The organism is Mycobacterium sp. 050134 (assembly GCF_036409085.1).
Classification (GTDB): Bacteria; Actinomycetota; Actinomycetes; order Mycobacteriales; family Mycobacteriaceae; genus Mycobacterium.
On sequence record NZ_JAZGLV010000002.1, the window covers coordinates 116210 to 132849 of the forward strand.

The following is a 16640-nucleotide window of genomic DNA, read 5'->3' on the forward strand; positions in this document are numbered from 1 at the left end:
GCACCGATATTACATTTTCTCGACAGCTGCACAAGACCTGTAATGATCAGCGAGGGTGCGCGTCGAAGAATCGCCACAGCGTTTCCGTGGCGAACGGGGGCCACTCGTGGCCGCCCCCGTCGACCGTGACGAGCGCGACGGCACGGTGATCGGCGCACGCCGCCGTCGAGGTGGTCACCAGGCCATTGGTCGCGGTGGCCCGGATGCCGCAGCGATCAACGTTGCGCCAGAACGCGTTTACGTCCTGCACCGCGGGCCCGTTGATGACGCTGATGCCCTGGCCGCCCGCGTAGGGGATGAGCCGGTCGGCCGTGCCGTGGACACCGATGACCGACGTGGGGTGCGGGGACCGGCAGGGATCGAGTTGGGTCGCCGAGTCCGGGCCGATCGCGGCGAAGACACCGGTGTTGCAGGCCAACGTGTAGGACATGATGCCGCCGTTGCTGATGCCCGTGGCGTAGACCCTCGACCCGTCGACGCCGACGTTGTTGGCGATGTCGGCCACCGCCGCGGTGATGAAGGCGACGTCGTCGACGCCGTCGCGGGCCGGCCGCCCACAGCAACCGCCGCCGTTCGTATTCCAGGCCCGGTGCAGGCCGTCGGGATAGGCGACGAGAAACTTTGCCCCGTCGGCCAATCCGTCCCAGCCGTAAGCCCTTTCGGCCTGCTCGGCGGTGCCGAACCCGCCGTGCAGCATGACGACGAGCGGGGCCCTCGCGGACAGGCCGACGGGCTTGTAGAGGCGGTAGCTGCGTTCCTGGCCGCCGGCGTGGATGGTGTGGACGCTCACGCCGGCGCCGAAGGTTGATGGCGGGGTTTTCGGGATACAGCCGGCGATCAGCAGGACGACGCCCAGTAGCGGGATGAGCCGGCCGACCATGTCGGCTCAGCCGCTGATGTTTTCCCGCAGGAACGCGATGTCGTCCTTGCGACCCTCGTCGGACGTCTCGCAGATCACCGGCGCGTCGGCGGCCTTGACCACCGCGGCCAGCAACTGCGGATCGATCTGCCCGGTGCCGAAGTTGGCGTGCCGGTCGGCCCCCGAGCCGGCCGCGTCGCGCGAGTCGTTGCAGTGCACCAGGTCGATGCGGCCGGTCAGCGCTTTGATCCGCTCGACCGCGTCGACCAGCCCCTCGCCCGCGGCCCAGGCGTGACAGGTGTCCAGGCAGAACCCGATCCCCTTGTCGCCGATGCGATCCCAGAGCCTGCCGATGGTGTCGAAGTGCCGGGCCATGGCGTGGTCGCCGCCCGCGGTGTTCTCCAGGTACACCGGCACCTCGGTCTCGAGGTAGTCGAGCGCCTTCACCCAGCGCTCGAAGCCGGCCTCCATGTCGTTGTCGTCGGCGTGGCCCCCGTGCACGATGACCGCCGTGGCGCTGATCTGTGCGGCGGCGTCGCACGTGTCCTGCAGGATCTTGCGCGACGGAATGCGGATGCGGTTGTTCGCCGACGCGACGTTGATGAGGTAGGGCGCGTGGACATACAGCGGAATGGTGGATGCCCTGAGCGTCTCGGCGTCCTCGCGCGGCTTGGGCTTCTTCCAGCTCTGCGGGTTGCCGAGGAAGAACTGCACCACGTCGGCGCCGTCGGCCTGGGCGGCGGCCAGGGGATCGTCGTTGCGGACGTGCGAACCGATGAGCACGTGGCCAGTGTAGTGAGTGGGGTGACTTTCGCGGCATCGCTTTCTCGGCCACACTTCGGCCCATGCAGCCGTTGCGTGTGGATACCGCCGGTTTGCGGGCGATGGCCGCACGGTGGGCCGCATCCGGGCGCGACCTCGACGCGGTCGCCGCCCCGGCGGGGCTCGGTGTTTCGGGCCAAGCGAGCGCCGCCGCGGTCGACGCCGCCCACGTCGACGTCGCCGCCTTCACCGCGTCGCTCGCGGCACGGGTGGGGACACGGTCGGCTGGCGTTGGTGCAGCCGACGCCGGGTATGTCGCCAACGAAGCCGAGGCGGCCCGCGCGATGGCGGCGGTGGCGCCCCGGGTGATCGGCGGGTAGCCGTGGCCGTCGTCGCGGCCGTGCCGGACCTCTCCCAGCTGCTGGCCTGGCCCACCGCGCATCTGACGCAGGCGGCCGACCACTGGGAGACCGTCGGCGCGCGCAGTTACCGGGTTGCCCATCAGGTTTGGCGCGACGCGCTGACGGTCGACTGGCAGGGCTGCGGGGCCGAGGCGCTGCGCATGGCAACGCGCTCGGACATGGTGGCGACCGGCCAAGTCGCCGACCAGCTGCAGGCGGCCGCCAAAGTCGCCCGCGGCGGGGCCTCGGACCTGGCCGCGGCGCGCTCGCGGGTGCGCCACACGGTCCGGGACGCGAACGCCGCCGGGTTCGACGTCGATGAAGACGGGTCGGTGTTCGATCGATCCTCGGGCGGATCGGGGGCCTGGCGCGCCGCCCGTCAAGCACAGGCCGAGGCCCTCTCCGCCGACATCCGCCAGCGCGCAATGCAGCTGGTGTCCCTGGATCAACAAGTCGCCGGCAAGGTCACCGCGGCCATGGCGGGCATCCGCGACACCTTCCCACAGAGCCCTGCGCCACCGAAACCCCCGCCAAAGCCCAAGATTCACGCCGTCGACAACCACACCTTCAAGCAAGACCCGGCGCCTCGGCCGAATCCGGCGGATGCCGCTTACGAGCGATTGAAGGAAGAAATTCGCGACCACAATTCTTCGCCTCCGCCGCTCAACAACGCCGACGCAGTCGCTGCTTACAACAGAGAAGCCGATGAACTGAATGCCCGAAAAGCTGCGTTAGAGTCGAAGCTCGGCAGAGTCGAGACAGTAGCCGCCCAGAAGTCGCGTTTCGTGCCGGATTGGGCCCACCCTGCGCCGGAGCAACCGCACGGGCACTCAGGGCCGGGCCGGGGACTCGACCTCTCCACTCCCCATGCTCAAGAGCTTGGAACAGATCCGGCGACAGGAGGGCGCTTTCGGCTAGATGAAGCCGAGACAGGGTTGCGAGTCGAGGCTCAAAGGGGGATGACACTCCAGCGCAGCTCACATCCGGGGGCAGACTGGATCGATGCGGCAACCGGAGAGACTTATGATGCGGTTGGCAATTTTGATGGGAGATATCTTAATATGGACGGCTTTTTTCGCGACGTGGAAGATCATCTCAAAAAAGCAAAATATGTTCCTGTTGACGTTTCCCAATTTAGCGCCGAGCAACGCACGGTGATCAGGCGATTCGTCACCGGTCTTAACAACCTAAACGTATTTATAGTGGGAGAATATTGACGTGGGCGGTTCGATATCATTTCTCCAACGTCATTGGATGAGCACCGGTGGTGCGGTGGATTACGTCATGCGGTTCCTGGCGGAGCGCGTCAGCGACCCGCGGAAAAGCGCATGGCTCGAAGAAATCGCTGATGCGAACGTAAAGATGTTAGACCTGAGCAACCCGGAAGACTCCGAACTTGTAGACATCATCGTGAACGAACTTCCGGCCCACGTCACGAGCCTCGAGGATCACCGCTTACGGGATAGTCTCGCAGAAATTTTCGAAGACTTATATGAGTTTGCGCGAGAACAGCAAGATTACAACCGGAATCCGACTCAGGCCACATATTATACGATCGGTCCAAGCCCCCCTCAATATTTCGACTTGCAGATCCTTCGAAGAATAGTGGAGCGCGAATTGGCGAAGGTGAATTACGTCCGCATCGATGTATCCGACTACACCCCGGAACAGCGCGCCGCGGTGCAGCGCTACGTCGCCGAGCTTCCCGATCGCCGGGTAATCGTGGTGGGCGACGAGCAATGACGCGGTGGCGCTGACGACGAGAATTGTGGCGAACATCAAACGAAGGGCGCGCCGGTATGCCCGGTGGGTCGAAGTGGAACCGGGCTGGACGCTGTGCCCGCCATGGGTGAACAAAAATGTGCCCATCAACTGACGCCACTGACGCCCAACGCAGGTTCGCCGCGGAGGTGCTGCGAAAGTTGTTGCAGCGCATAGAAAGCGAGAACAGCAAAGGGCGCTCGCCGTATATGGTCTCGCATGCTTGGACCGAGGGGGCGATGATGTACATCGTGTACACGGCGCCGCCGTCGAACAGAACCTGGGGGCTGGCCCGCGACACCCGGGAATCGATCATCGATCCCGGCCCGTGGCCGGACCTGGACGAGGCCGAGCTCTACTACTATCTGCTCGATTTCGAGGAGAACCAACCGTCCGCATCTTTTCGCAGGCCGGGCGAGCCCGAGACCATCTGGTGGTTCGGCTTTCCGCGAGACAGACTGCCCGAGCGCACGTCGGAGATTCCCGAGGTGTATCGGCATACGCCTCCACTCGGAAATTCACCGGTGCAGTACAGCCGCGATCGGGATCGGCCAGTTATCAACGAGGCTCGTCAATACGGAGACCCGCCGTGACGGAGCGGGGGAAATTCGACCGCGGAGGCAACCCAGCCGGCGACCGCTAAGCCCCCTTCCGAAAGCGATATAACGGGCGATATCGCTTTCGTGCGTGAGGGGGTCTCGCGGGTGCGGTACTCATGCGGCGGATCGACGTTCGATGCCTATCCCGGCTGACAGGTCTGGTTGCGAAAATTGGTGGAGGCCTCACGGGGCAGCCCGAACCGCCCTCTGCATGCGCCTAACTCGCCCGAACGCCGACTTCACACACCGCGGGGGCGACCACGCGACGGCCGAGTACACCGGTACGTCGGGCGACGAGCACGTGGCCAGTGTAGTGAGCGGGGTGACTTTCGCTGCATCGCTTTCTCGGCCAAACTTCGGCCCATGCAGCCGTTGCGTGTGGATACCGCCGGTGTGCGGGCGCTGTCCGCACGGTCGGCCGCGGCGGCCCGCGCGATGGCGGCGGTGGCGCCGCGGGTGATCGGCGGGTAGCCGTGGCCGTCGTCGCGGCCGTGCCGGACCTCTCCCAGCTGCTGGCCTGGCCCACCGCGCATCTGACGCAGGCGGCCGACCACTGGGAGACCGTCGGCGCGCGCAGTTACCGGGTTGCCCATCAGGTTTGGCGCGACGCGCTGACGGTCGACTGGCAGGGCTGCGGGGCCGAGGCACTGCGCATGGCAACGCGCTCGGACATGGTGGCGACCAGCGCCGTCGCCGACCAGCTGCAGGCGGCCGCCAAAGTCGCGCGCGGCGGGGCCTCGGACCTGGCCGCGGCGCGCTCGCGCGTGCGCCACACGGTCCGGGACGCCAACGCCGCCGGCTTCGACGTCGATGAAGACGGGTCGGTGTTCGACCGCTCCTCGGGCGGATCGGGGGCCTGGCGCGCCGCCCGTCAAGCACAGGCGCAAACCCTGTCCGCCGACATCCGCCAGCGCGCAATGCAGCTGGTGTCCCTGGATCAACAAGTCGCCGGCAAGGTCACCGCGGCCATGGCGGGCATCCGCGACACCTTCCCACAGAGCCCTGCGCCACCGAAACCCCCGCCAAAGCCCAAGATTCACGCCGTCGACAACCACACCTTCAAGCAAGACCCGGCGCCGCCACCCGATCCAGGCGCTGACCCGCCGTGGAAGGATCTCCCGCCGCCGAAGAATTGGGATGATGTACAGAGGATTATGCGCCAACTTCGACGAGGTGAGAATGAACCAAACCGTGAATTGGACACCCCGGAAGAGATTCGAAAATTCTTCGAGTGGTTGAGTAAGGGCGCGATCGGCGACTTGCCGAATTCGGGTGGATTCCCGCGTATGAAACTCCCGGACGGCACAGAGATCAAGCTGCGTCCGGACAGCGCCTCAGGGGGGCCGACCATCGAAGCAGTCCGTCCCGGCAGGACCAAAGGACCTAAAATTCACTTGCCATTGTTGCCCTTTGTCGACGATCCGCCGGTCCTTCCGGATGTTGGTCAGCATCCGGTTGCCGAGCCGCCACCGTCGGGACATCTGCCACCGCCGACGCTGCCACCAACGCAGCTGCCCCATCCGGCCGACCTTCCGCCGTGGTTGCAAGACCCATCCCCACCGGGATTCACTGTGAGCCCAAAGCAACAACCGCCCGCGTTCGGCTGGGACCGACCAGATGCGCCGGGGTCACGTGTCCCCGAACCGGCCCCACTGCCTCACGGCGGCACGTCGTGGCTACCGCAGGTCGGCCACGATCTGAGTAAAGGAGGCAAAGCGGTGTTCGGCTGGGTAATGATTGGCGGCGTCCTCGTGTGGACGATCATTTCCGGCGGTGGACAAAGCGGAGAGGCGGCCACGCTGTGAGTGCATCGTCCGCTCGGCTGATGCGAGAGCCCCTGCCGCCGTCACTCGTCGATGTGTTGCTCGACGACGATTACATCGCCGACGTGACCGCCCTGACCAGAGTTCAGGTACCGGGATGGCTTAAGACGTTGGGCGTACCTCGAGGATGGGCGGTGCGGCCGCCGACGGACAGCGAGAATATGCCGTGGGCGCGGGTCGCGGTGACCGGGCTGCATGACGGCGGCGAGTGGGACGGTGCAGAAACCATAAGCATTTTCAGCTACACCGGCCGGCCCCTATTCTCCGACGTGATCCATAACGCCGATCGGATGCTGCGGGGGCTCAACGCTACCGACATCGCCGTCAAGGTGCTGCCGGTCCCGCCGATTCAGTGGACGGCCGCGGTGCGCAGCAGCGGCACCGCCCACCTCGGCCATCAAAACATTTGGATCCAGCAAAGCAACTATGTCGCAGGTTCTGAACAGCCGCACGCGGGCCGACTGCTCGTGCACTCCTTGTTCGTCGATGCGGCATGCCGCGGCCGGCTATCTGACGACATCGGGGTACTCACCGACGCTGTATACCGAGGATTCATTGCTGCGCTCGTCAAAGAGCAGCCCGCTGGCTAGTCGTCGCTCGCGACAACCAAAGCCACACTGCCGGCACGGCGATCGATCAACACGAACTCGTGAAACCCGCTATCCGAACCCACGGACGAACCCCAATCATGTTCAGCGGTGTCTCGCAGATCGGCGAGCTGGTAGCGGGTGGTCGCTCCACGAATACGCGGGTAGAGCTCGCTTTCCATTTCTTTGCGACGGGCCGCGGGTAAAGGTGCTTGATATTCGGCCCATGTGCGTAGCAACGCTTCGGCGTCGACCGCCGAGACAGCGGAGAATGCCTCGGGCCCTATGGCGTTCAACCAGTACGGGCCGTGGATCGTTCTGGCGTCCTGGAATTTCCGAGTCGCATAGCTGTCGCGATAACGCAAGTGTTGTGTTAACAACGCCAGGACGTCACGGTCGTTCGCATCGGTGGGAAGCTTGAATAACTTGATGACCACCCATTGCCGACTCGTGCGGAAGTTGATGAATTCCTCACCCTGGTACACCAACAAATCCTCCACCAGAGGAACGCTGGTCTCTGCGGCGTCCGGTCCTGCCATCAACTTCACCTCCTTCCGTACAGCACACGCGGGATGTCGCCGGAACGCAAGCCAGCCCGCCGGGTGCGGTCTGGCGAACGTGAAGCTAGCCGCACGCTCGGCAAAAACACCGGGCTCCGAGCGCACGAAAAAGCCCCGAGCCGTAGAGGCCCGGGGCTTTTTCGTACTGCCGACTATCGGTAGTCGCTGTATCCGTAATCGTCCAGCGGAACCGCGGCACCGGTGGCCTGGCCGAAGTCCGGGCTGTAGTACTGATCCTCGTAGGACGGGATCGTGTACGCGGCGGCCCGCGCCTCCTCGGTCGGCTGCACCTGGATGTTGCGGTAGCGGTTGATGCCGGTACCGGCCGGGATCAGCTTTCCGATGATGACGTTCTCCTTCAGACCCTGCAGCTTGTCGCTGCGGCAGTTGATCGCCGCGTCGGTCAGCACTCGCGTGGTCTCCTGGAACGACGCCGCACTCAGCCACGAGTCGGTGGCCAGCGACGCCTTCGTGATGCCCATCAGGACCGGACGTCCGGCGGCGGGCTCGCCGCCCTCCGCCACCACACGACGGTTCTCCGCCTCGAAGTCGGCACGGTCGATCAGCGAGCCGGGCAGGAACTCCGTCGCGCCCGAGTCGATGATGGTGACGCGGCGCAGCATCTGGCGAACGATCACCTCGATGTGCTTGTCGTGAATGGACACGCCCTGTGCGCGGTAAACCTCCTGGACCTCGCGGACCAGGTGGATCTGCACCTCGCGGGGGCCCTGCACACGCAGCACCTCGTGCGGGTCGGCCGAACCCTCCATCAGCTGCTGGCCCACCTCGACGTGGTCGCCGTCCGACAGCACCCGCTCGGAACCGTCCTCGTGCTTGAACACGCGCAGCCGCTGCCGCTTGGAGAGCTTGTCATAGACGACTTCCTCGCCACCGTCGTCGGGGACGATGGTGATCTTGTAGAAGCGGTCGTCGTCCTCCAGGCGAACCCGCCCGGTGACGTCGGCGATCGGGGCCTTGCCGCGCGGGACACGGGCCTCGAACAGCTCCTGCACACGGGGCAGACCGCCCGTGATGTCCTCACCGACACCACCCTGGTGGAAGGTACGCATCGTCAGCTGCGTGCCCGGCTCACCGATGGACTGCGCCGCGACGATGCCGACCGCCTCGCCGATGTCGACCAGCTTTCCGGTCGCCATCGACCGGCCGTAGCAGGTCGCGCAGACGCCGGTGCCGGTGGTGCACGTCAGCACCGAGCGCACCTTGATCTGCGTGATGCCCGCCGCCAGCAGGGCGTCGATCGACGGGTCGCCCAGGTCCTCGCCGCGGGCGACGACGACATTGCCAGCCTCGTCCACCGCGTCGGCACCCAAAGTCCGCGCGTACGCCGACGTTTCGATGTACGGGTCGCGAATGAGGGTGCCGTCGGACTGACGCTCGGCCAGCTCGACGATGATGCCGCGCTCTGTCTGGCAGTCGTGCTCGCGGACGATGACGTCCTGCGACACGTCCACCAGACGACGGGTCAGGTAACCGGAGTCGGCGGTACGCAACGCGGTGTCCGCCAAGCCCTTTCGAGCACCGTGGGTGTTGATGAAGTACTCGAGCACGGTCAGGCCCTCACGGAAGGACGACTTGACCGGGCGCGGGATGAACTCACCCTTGGGGTTGGTCACCAGGCCCTTCATGCCAGCCAGCGTCCGGGTCTGGGTGAAGTTACCCGTGGCACCCGAATCGACGATCGTGATGATCGGGTTGTTGCTGGGGTAGTGCTCCCGCAGCGCCTGACCGACCTCGTCGGTGGCTTCCTTCCAGATCTCCACCAACGCCTCGTTGCGCTCGTCGTGGTTCAAAGCGCCGCGCTGGAACTGCTTTTCGACCTTTTCGGCCCGCTCCTCGTAGTGGTCGAGGATCTCTTTCTTCCGCGGCGGAACGAGCACGTCGGCCATCGACACGGTCACGCCGCTGCGGGTCGCCCAGTAGAAACCGGCGTCCTTGAGCTTGTCGACGGTCTGCGCGACCACGATCATCGGGTAGCGCTCGGCCAGGTCGTTGATGATCGACGCCTGCACCTTCTTGTGCATCTGCTTGTTCACGAACGGGTAGCCCAGGGGCAGCAGCTCGTTGAACAGCACCCGGCCCAGCGTGGTGTCGGCCATCCAGGCGACACCCGGCTGCCAGCCATTGGCGCCGAACAGCTCGGCCTCGACCTCGGCCGGCGGACGCAGCTGCGTCAGCCGCACCTTAATCTTGGCCCGCACCGACAGCACGCCCCGGTCCGACGCCATGATCGCCTCGGCCGGCGAGGAGTACACGCCCACCTCCGGCTGATCCTCGGCGGCCGGCTGGTAGGCGCCCTTGTCGCCCTCGACCTCGGTGGTCAGGTAGTACAACCCGGTCACCATGTCGAGCCGCGGCATGGCCAGGGGGCGGCCGGACGCGGGTGACAGGATGTTGTTCGAGGACAGCATCAGGATGCGGGCCTCGGCCTGCGCCTCCGCCGAGAGCGGCAGGTGCACGGCCATCTGGTCGCCGTCGAAGTCGGCGTTGAACGCCTCACACACCAGCGGGTGCAGCTGAATCGCCTTGCCCTCCACCAGCATCGGCTCGAAGGCCTGAATGCCCAGTCGGTGCAGGGTGGGTGCGCGGTTCAGCAGCACCGGGTGCTCGGCGATGACCTCTTCGAGGACGTCCCACACCTGCGGGCGCTGCCGCTCCACCATGCGCTTGGCGCTCTTGATGTTCTGCGCGTGGTTGAGGTCGACGAGCCGCTTCATCACGAACGGCTTGAACAGCTCCAGCGCCATCAGCTTGGGCAGGCCGCACTGGTGCAGCTTGAGCTGCGGACCGACCACGATGACCGAACGGCCCGAGTAGTCGACGCGCTTACCGAGCAGGTTCTGCCGGAACCGGCCCTGCTTACCCTTGAGCAGATCGCTCAGCGACTTCAGCGGGCGGTTGCCCGGCCCGGTGACCGGGCGGCCGCGGCGGCCGTTGTCGAACAGCGCGTCGACGGACTCCTGCAGCATCCGCTTCTCGTTGTTGACGATGATCTCGGGGGCGCCCAGGTCGATCAGCCTCTTGAGGCGGTTGTTGCGGTTGATCACGCGGCGGTACAGGTCGTTCAGGTCCGACGTGGCGAACCGGCCACCGTCGAGCTGCACCATGGGACGCAGCTCCGGCGGGATGACCGGGACGGCGTCGAGCACCATGCCCATCGGCGAGTTGCCCGACTGCTGGAACGCCGCGACGACCTTCAGGCGCTTCAGGGCACGAAGCTTCTTCTGCCCCTTGCCATTCCGGATGACGTCACGCAGGATGTCCGCCTCGGCGTCGATGTCGAAGTTCTCGATCAGCTTCTGGATCGACTCCGCACCCATGGCACCGGTGAAGTACTCGCCGTAACGGTCCTGCAGCTCGCGGTACAGGGTCTCGTCGACGATCAGCTGCTTGGGAGCCAGCTTGGTGAAGGTGTTCCAGATGTCCTCCAGCCGGTCCAGCTCACGCTGGGCACGGTCGCGGAGCTGGCGCATCTCCCGCTCGCCACCGTCGCGCACCTTGCGGCGCGCGTCGGCCTTGGCGCCCTCGGCCTCCAGCTCGGCCAGGTCGGCCTCCAGCTTCTGGGCGCGGGCCTCCAGCTCGGCGTCACGCTGGTCCTCGACACCCTTGCGCTCCACCATCATCTCGGCCTCGAGCGTCGAGAGCTCGTTGTGCCGCATCTCATCGTCGACCGAGGTAATCACGTAGGCGGCGAAGTAGATGATCTTCTCGAGGTCCTTGGGCGCCAGGTCCAGCAGGTACCCCAGGCGCGAGGGCACACCCTTGAAGTACCAGATGTGCGTCACCGGTGCGGCCAGCTCGATGTGGCCCATCCGCTCGCGGCGCACCTTGGCGCGGGTCACCTCGACGCCGCAGCGTTCACAGATGATGCCCTTGAAGCGGACGCGCTTGTACTTGCCGCAGTAGCACTCCCAGTCGCGAGTCGGTCCGAAGATCTTCTCGCAGAACAGGCCGTCCTTCTCCGGCTTCAGCGTGCGGTAGTTGATGGTCTCCGGCTTCTTGACCTCGCCGTAGGACCACTGCCTGATGTCCTCCGCGGTGGCCAGGCCGATACGGAGTTCATCGAAGAAGTTGACGTCTAGCACGTAACTCCCTTTCCCCTTGCGGGTTTAGTGACTTGTGAGGGAAGACAGGTTGCCAACGGATCAAGCAAGATCCTCGACGGAGGCGGATTCGTTGCGGGACAGGTTGATTCCCAGGTTGGCCGCGGCCCGCTCGAGGTCCTCGTCCTCGCCCTCGCGCAGCTCGATCGCCGCGCCGTCGGAGGACAACACCTCGACGTTGAGGCACAGCGACTGGAGCTCCTTGAGCAGCACCTTGAACGACTCGGGGATGCCCGGCTCGGGAATGTTTTCGCCCTTGACGATCGCCTCGTAGACCTTGACCCGACCGACGGTGTCGTCGGACTTGATGGTCAACAGCTCCTGCAGCGTGTACGCGGCGCCGTAGGCCTGCATGGCCCAGCACTCCATCTCACCGAACCGCTGACCACCGAACTGCGCCTTACCACCGAGCGGCTGCTGGGTGATCATCGAGTACGGACCGGTGGAGCGAGCGTGGATCTTGTCGTCGACCAGGTGGTGCAGCTTCATGATGTACATGTAGCCAACGGTCACCGGGTACGGGAACGGCTCACCGCTGCGGCCGTCGAACAGCACCGCCTTACCGTCGCCGTTGACCATGACCTCGCCGTCGCGGTTGGGCAGCGTGCACGACAGCATGCCCTGCAGCTCCTCCTCCTTGGCGCCATCGAACACCGGCGTCGACACGATCTGGTTCGGTTGCGCGTGCAGCAGGTCCTGGGGGAGGTTGGCCGCCCACTCGGGCGCACCCTCGATGTTCCAGCCGGACTTGGCCACCCACCCGAGGTGGGTCTCCAGGATCTGGCCGATGTTCATCCGTCGCGGCACACCGTGCGTGTTCAGGATGATGTCCACCGGGGTCCCGTCCGGCATGAACGGCATGTCCTCGGCCGGCAGGATCTTGCCGATGACGCCCTTGTTCCCGTGCCGACCGGCCAGCTTGTCGCCGTCGGAGATCTTCCGCTTCTGGGCGACGTACACCCGGACCAGCTCGTTGACACCGGCCGGCAGCTCGTCGTCGTCCTCGCGGGAGAACACCCGGATGCCGATGACCTTGCCGGACTCGCCGTGCGGCACCTTCAGCGAGGTGTCGCGGACCTCGCGCGCCTTCTCGCCGAAGATCGCCCGCAGCAGCCGCTCCTCCGGGGTCAGCTCGGTCTCACCCTTCGGGGTGACCTTGCCGACCAGGATGTCGCCGTCACGGACCTCGGCGCCGATGCGCACGATGCCGCGCTCGTCCAGGTCCGCCAGCACCTCGTCCGAGACATTCGGGATGTCCCGGGTGATCTCCTCGGCGCCCAGCTTGGTGTCGCGGGCGTCGATCTCGTGCTCCTCGATGTGGATCGACGTGAGCACGTCCTCTTCGACCAGGCGGTTGGAGAGGATGATCGCGTCCTCGTAGTTGTGACCCTCCCACGGCATGATCGCCACGAGCAGGTTCTTGCCCAGGGCCATCTCACCGTTCTCGGTGCAAGGGCCGTCGGCGATCACCTGGCCGGCCTCGACCCGCTCACCCGCGTCGACGATCGGCGACTGGTTGGCGCACGTGCCGTGGTTGGAGCGCGCGAACTTGCGCATCCGGTAGGTGTGCCGGGTGCCGTCGTCGGCCATCACGGTGATGTAGTCGGCGGACACCTCCTCGATCACCCCGGCCTTGTCGGCCACAACCACGTCGCCGGCGTCGATCGCCGCGCGCAACTCCATGCCGGTGCCCACCAGCGGCGCCTCGCTGCGCACCAGCGGAACCGCCTGGCGCTGCATGTTGGCGCCCATCAGGGCACGGTTGGCGTCGTCGTGCTCGAGGAACGGGATCATCGCGGTGGCCACCGACACCATCTGGCGCGGCGAGACGTCCATGTAGTCCACCTCGGATGAGGGCACGTACTCCACCTCGCCCGCCTTCCGGCGGACCAGGACGCGGCCCTCGACGAAGCGGCCGTCGCCGTCGATCGGCGAGTTGGCCTGCGCCACGACGTGGCGGTCCTCCTCGTCGGCCGTCAGGTAGTGGATCTCGTCGGTGACGACCCCGTCCACAACCTTGCGGTAGGGCGTCTCGATGAAGCCGAACGGGTTGACCCGCGCGTACACCGACAGCGAGCCGATCAGGCCGATGTTGGGACCTTCCGGGGTCTCGATCGGGCACATCCGGCCGTAGTGCGAGGGGTGCACGTCACGGACCTCGAGGCCGGCGCGCTCACGGGACAGACCGCCGGGGCCCAGCGCCGAGAGGCGGCGCTTGTGGGTGAGACCCGACAGCGGGTTGTTCTGGTCCATGAACTGCGACAGCTGGCTGGTGCCGAAGAACTCCTTGATCGCGGCGACCACCGGGCGGATGTTGATCAGCGTCTGCGGCGTGATGGCCTCGACGTCCTGGGTCGTCATCCGCTCCCGGACCACGCGCTCCATCCGCGACATGCCGACCCGGATCTGGTTCTGGATCAGCTCCCCCACGGTGCGCAAGCGGCGGTTGCCGAAGTGGTCGATGTCGTCGGTCTCCACCGGCACCTCGACGCCGCCCGGAACGGTCATCGTGGACTGTCCGTCGTGCAGGCGCACCAGGTACTCGATCGTGGCGACGACGTCTTCCTCGGTCAGCGTGGTCGTCGTGATCGCGGTCTCGGTGTTCAGGCCGAGCTTCTTGTTGACCTTGTAGCGACCCACCCGGGCCAGGTCGTAGCGCTTCTCCTTGAAGAACAAGTTCTCCAGCAGGGTCTGCGCGGACTCCTTGGTCGGCGGCTCGCCCGGGCGCAGCTTGCGGTAGATGTCCAGCAGCGCCTCGTCGGTGCCGGCGGTGTTGTCCTTCTCCAGCGTCGACATCATGATCTCGGAGAAGCCGAACCGCTCGCTGATCTGCTCGGCGGTCCAGCCCAGCGCCTTCAGCAGCACGGTGACCGGCTGGCGACGCTTGCGGTCGATGCGCACACCGACGGTGTCGCGCTTGTCGACGTCGAACTCGAGCCATGCGCCCCGGCTGGGGATCACCTTGACGCTGTGCAGCAGCTTCTCGGTGGACTTGTCGATGGTCTCGTCAAAGTAGACACCGGGCGAGCGGACCAGCTGGCTGACGACCACGCGCTCGGTCCCGTTGATGATGAAGGTGCCCTTCTCGGTCATCATCGGGAAGTCACCCATGAACACCGTCTGGCTCTTGATCTCGCCGGTGTTGTTGTTAATGAACTCGGCCGTGACGAACAGCGGGGCCGCGTACGTCATGTCCTTGTCTTTGCACTCGTCGACCGGCGCCTTGACCTCGTCGAAGCGCGGGTCGGAGAACGACAGCGACATCGAGCCCGAGAAGTCCTCGATCGGCGACAGCTCGTAGAGCACCTCTTCGAGGCCGCCCACCGGAGTTGCGTCCCCGCGGGCCGCGGCCACCTCGCGCCAGCGCGGCGAGCCGATCAGCCACTCGAACGAATCGGTCTGCACGTCGAGCAGCCCCGGAACCTCGAGCGGTTCACGGAGCTTGGCGAAGGAAACGCGGTTTGGGGCTCCCGGCACGGAGCCGTTTGAAGAACTTCCGTTAGAGGAACTTCGTCCGTTAGAGGAACTTTGTGGGCGATCCGTCTTGCTCTGGCCGAAATCTGCCAAGATGCATCCTTCCAGCACCTCGTGCGACTCACGAGAACCCAAGGAGGGCCGGTGCCCACCGGGCCTGTTCGCCGCGACAATTATCTATAGTCAGGCCGGCGAACGATCTAACCCAGGTCTCACGCGCACGACTGCATAGCTGAGCCGGAAACGGGGCTCAGACTAAGACCACGGTGTCAAGTGGCGGGTGAGGTGGGCAGGAAGTAGCCAGCGCAACGTCCAACAATAGCGTAGGACCGCGCATTCCTCAACTACCCAGCAATATCGGCCCGGGGGACATCGGCGCTGGCTGGCATCTCGGCTTTCCCTGGACACATGCTGACCAACACATTGACCCGTTTACGCCGCGTCGTCAAGAGGACAGGGCCGCCGCGGCACCAAGTTATCGGGAAATTAGCGGGCCGGGCCACCGGGCGGACACGACGCATCGCACCCCCGGCCAGCGGCGCTCGTCGGGGTGCGAAACGGACTTGTGCGGGGCTAGTCGCCGATCTCGTGCGCCCGGTATTGGTGGGTGCCCTCGAGGTCGTCGAGGATCGCCGCCTGGGCCTTCTTGGGCAGCGTGTGCAGCATCTCGCGCACCCGGGCCTGGCGGCGGGCGACGGCCTTGCGCTCAGGCATCCCCGGCGAGGCCACGATCTGGGGCGGCACTCCCTCGATCTCCTCGACACCACCCGCGTGCTGGCCGGCGTCCACCGCGGCCTGCTCCTCGGCCATGGTGGTCTCGTCCTTCTCCTCGGACATGCCGATGGGACCGAGGCGGCGGCCGTTGAGGAACTGCCGCACCACCGGCTCGTCGCTGGTCAGCAAGACCTCACGCGGCCCGAACATGACGAGCTTGCGGCGGAACAACATGCCCATGTTGTCGGGCACCGTGCGGGCGATGTTGATGTTGTGCGTGACGATAAGGATGGTCGCATCGATCTGGGCGTTGATGTCCAGGATCAGCTGGCTCAGATAGGCGGTACGGACGGGGTCCAGACCCGAGTCGGGCTCGTCGCAGAGGATGATCTGCGGGTCGAGGACCAGGGCGCGGGCCAGGCCGGCGCGCTTGCGCATACCGCCGGAGATCTCGCCGGGGAACTTCTTCTCGTCCCCGCCCAGGCCGACCAGCGTCAGCTTCTCCATCACGATGTCGCGGATCTCTTTTTCCTTCTTCTTGGTGTGCTCACGCAAGGGGAAGGCGGTGTTGTCGAACAGGTTCATCGAGCCGAACAGCGCGCCGTCCTGGAACAGGACGCCGAACAGGGTGCGGATCTCGTACAGCTCCTTGGCCGAGCATTCGATAATGTCGGTGCCGTCGATGACGATCGAGCCACGCTCCGGTCGCAACAGACCGATGAGGGACTTGAGGAAAACTGATTTGCCAGTACCCGACGGGCCGAGCAGGACGCTGACTTCCCCGGCGGGGACATCCATCGTCACGTCTTCCCAAATCCTCGAGGACCCGAAGGACTTCGTCAGTCCCTTCACCTCGATAGCGACGCCCATGGGGAATCCTTCCGTCGACGCAACAGCCCGCCACCTGCCCTTTCGTGTGGCATGAGTCACTGTAGCGCACGCGCGGGGCGGGGCAGCAGGGTTGGGCGGGACCGCTGGC

Annotated in this window: 12 protein-coding genes; 6 read left to right on the plus strand and 6 right to left on the minus strand. The window is 65.7% G+C overall.

Annotation, left to right across the window (positions count from 1 at the left end):
* Positions 1 to 46: 46 nt before the first annotated feature.
* Together SKC42_RS02615 and SKC42_RS02620 are read right to left on the minus strand one after the other, a co-directional pair.
* The gene (locus SKC42_RS02615) at positions 47 to 880 is read right to left on the minus strand and encodes an alpha/beta hydrolase family esterase (RefSeq protein ID WP_330962752.1); all 834 of its coding nucleotides are present in this window, start codon (positions 878 to 880) and stop codon (positions 47 to 49) included.
* 6 nt (positions 881 to 886) lie between these two features.
* Positions 887 to 1642, minus strand: coding sequence for a deoxyribonuclease IV (locus SKC42_RS02620; RefSeq protein ID WP_330962753.1), 756 nt, complete (start codon positions 1640 to 1642; stop codon positions 887 to 889).
* Between the two features lie 62 nt (positions 1643 to 1704).
* Between SKC42_RS02620 and SKC42_RS02625 the strand changes: the two genes are divergently transcribed.
* The 6 genes from SKC42_RS02625 (at position 1705) to SKC42_RS02650 (ending at position 6795) form a co-directional block, all read left to right on the plus strand.
* Positions 1705 to 2001, plus strand: coding sequence for a hypothetical protein (locus SKC42_RS02625; protein ID WP_330962754.1), 297 nt, complete (start codon positions 1705 to 1707; stop codon positions 1999 to 2001).
* 2 nt (positions 2002 to 2003) lie between these two features.
* Positions 2004 to 3239, plus strand: coding sequence for a hypothetical protein (locus SKC42_RS02630; protein WP_330962755.1), 1236 nt, complete (start codon positions 2004 to 2006; stop codon positions 3237 to 3239).
* 37 nt (positions 3240 to 3276) lie between these two features.
* Positions 3277 to 3765: a hypothetical protein gene (locus SKC42_RS02635; RefSeq protein WP_330962756.1), complete on the plus strand. Its 489-nt coding sequence runs from the start codon at positions 3277 to 3279 to the stop codon at positions 3763 to 3765.
* A 227-nt stretch (positions 3766 to 3992) separates the two neighbouring features.
* Positions 3993 to 4376, plus strand: a complete 384-nt coding sequence (locus tag SKC42_RS02640; protein WP_330962757.1) for a hypothetical protein — start codon at positions 3993 to 3995, stop codon at positions 4374 to 4376.
* Positions 4377 to 4855: 479 nt separating this feature from the next.
* A complete protein-coding gene (locus SKC42_RS27655; RefSeq protein ID WP_442931944.1) occupies positions 4856 to 6187 on the plus strand; it encodes a hypothetical protein in 1332 nt (443 codons plus the stop codon).
* A gap of 20 nt (positions 6188 to 6207) precedes the next feature.
* Positions 6208 to 6795, plus strand: coding sequence for a hypothetical protein (locus SKC42_RS02650; protein WP_330962758.1), 588 nt, complete (start codon positions 6208 to 6210; stop codon positions 6793 to 6795).
* Here SKC42_RS02650 and SKC42_RS02655 read toward each other — a convergent pair.
* The 4 genes from SKC42_RS02655 to SKC42_RS02670 all read right to left on the minus strand — a co-directional run bounded on the left by SKC42_RS02655 (position 6792) and on the right by SKC42_RS02670 (position 16531).
* Positions 6792 to 7331, minus strand: coding sequence for a hypothetical protein (locus SKC42_RS02655; protein ID WP_330962759.1), 540 nt, complete (start codon positions 7329 to 7331; stop codon positions 6792 to 6794). The genes SKC42_RS02650 and SKC42_RS02655 overlap by 4 nt on opposite strands.
* Before the next feature lie 173 nt (positions 7332 to 7504).
* Positions 7505 to 11455, minus strand: a complete 3951-nt coding sequence (locus tag SKC42_RS02660; RefSeq protein WP_330962760.1) for a DNA-directed RNA polymerase subunit beta' — start codon at positions 11453 to 11455, stop codon at positions 7505 to 7507.
* 60 nt (positions 11456 to 11515) lie between these two features.
* Positions 11516 to 15040, minus strand: coding sequence for a DNA-directed RNA polymerase subunit beta (gene rpoB, locus SKC42_RS02665; protein ID WP_442931948.1), 3525 nt, complete (start codon positions 15038 to 15040; stop codon positions 11516 to 11518).
* 480 nt (positions 15041 to 15520) lie between these two features.
* Positions 15521 to 16531, minus strand: a complete 1011-nt coding sequence (locus tag SKC42_RS02670; RefSeq protein ID WP_330962762.1) for an ABC transporter ATP-binding protein — start codon at positions 16529 to 16531, stop codon at positions 15521 to 15523.
* Positions 16532 to 16640 lie beyond the last annotated feature (109 nt).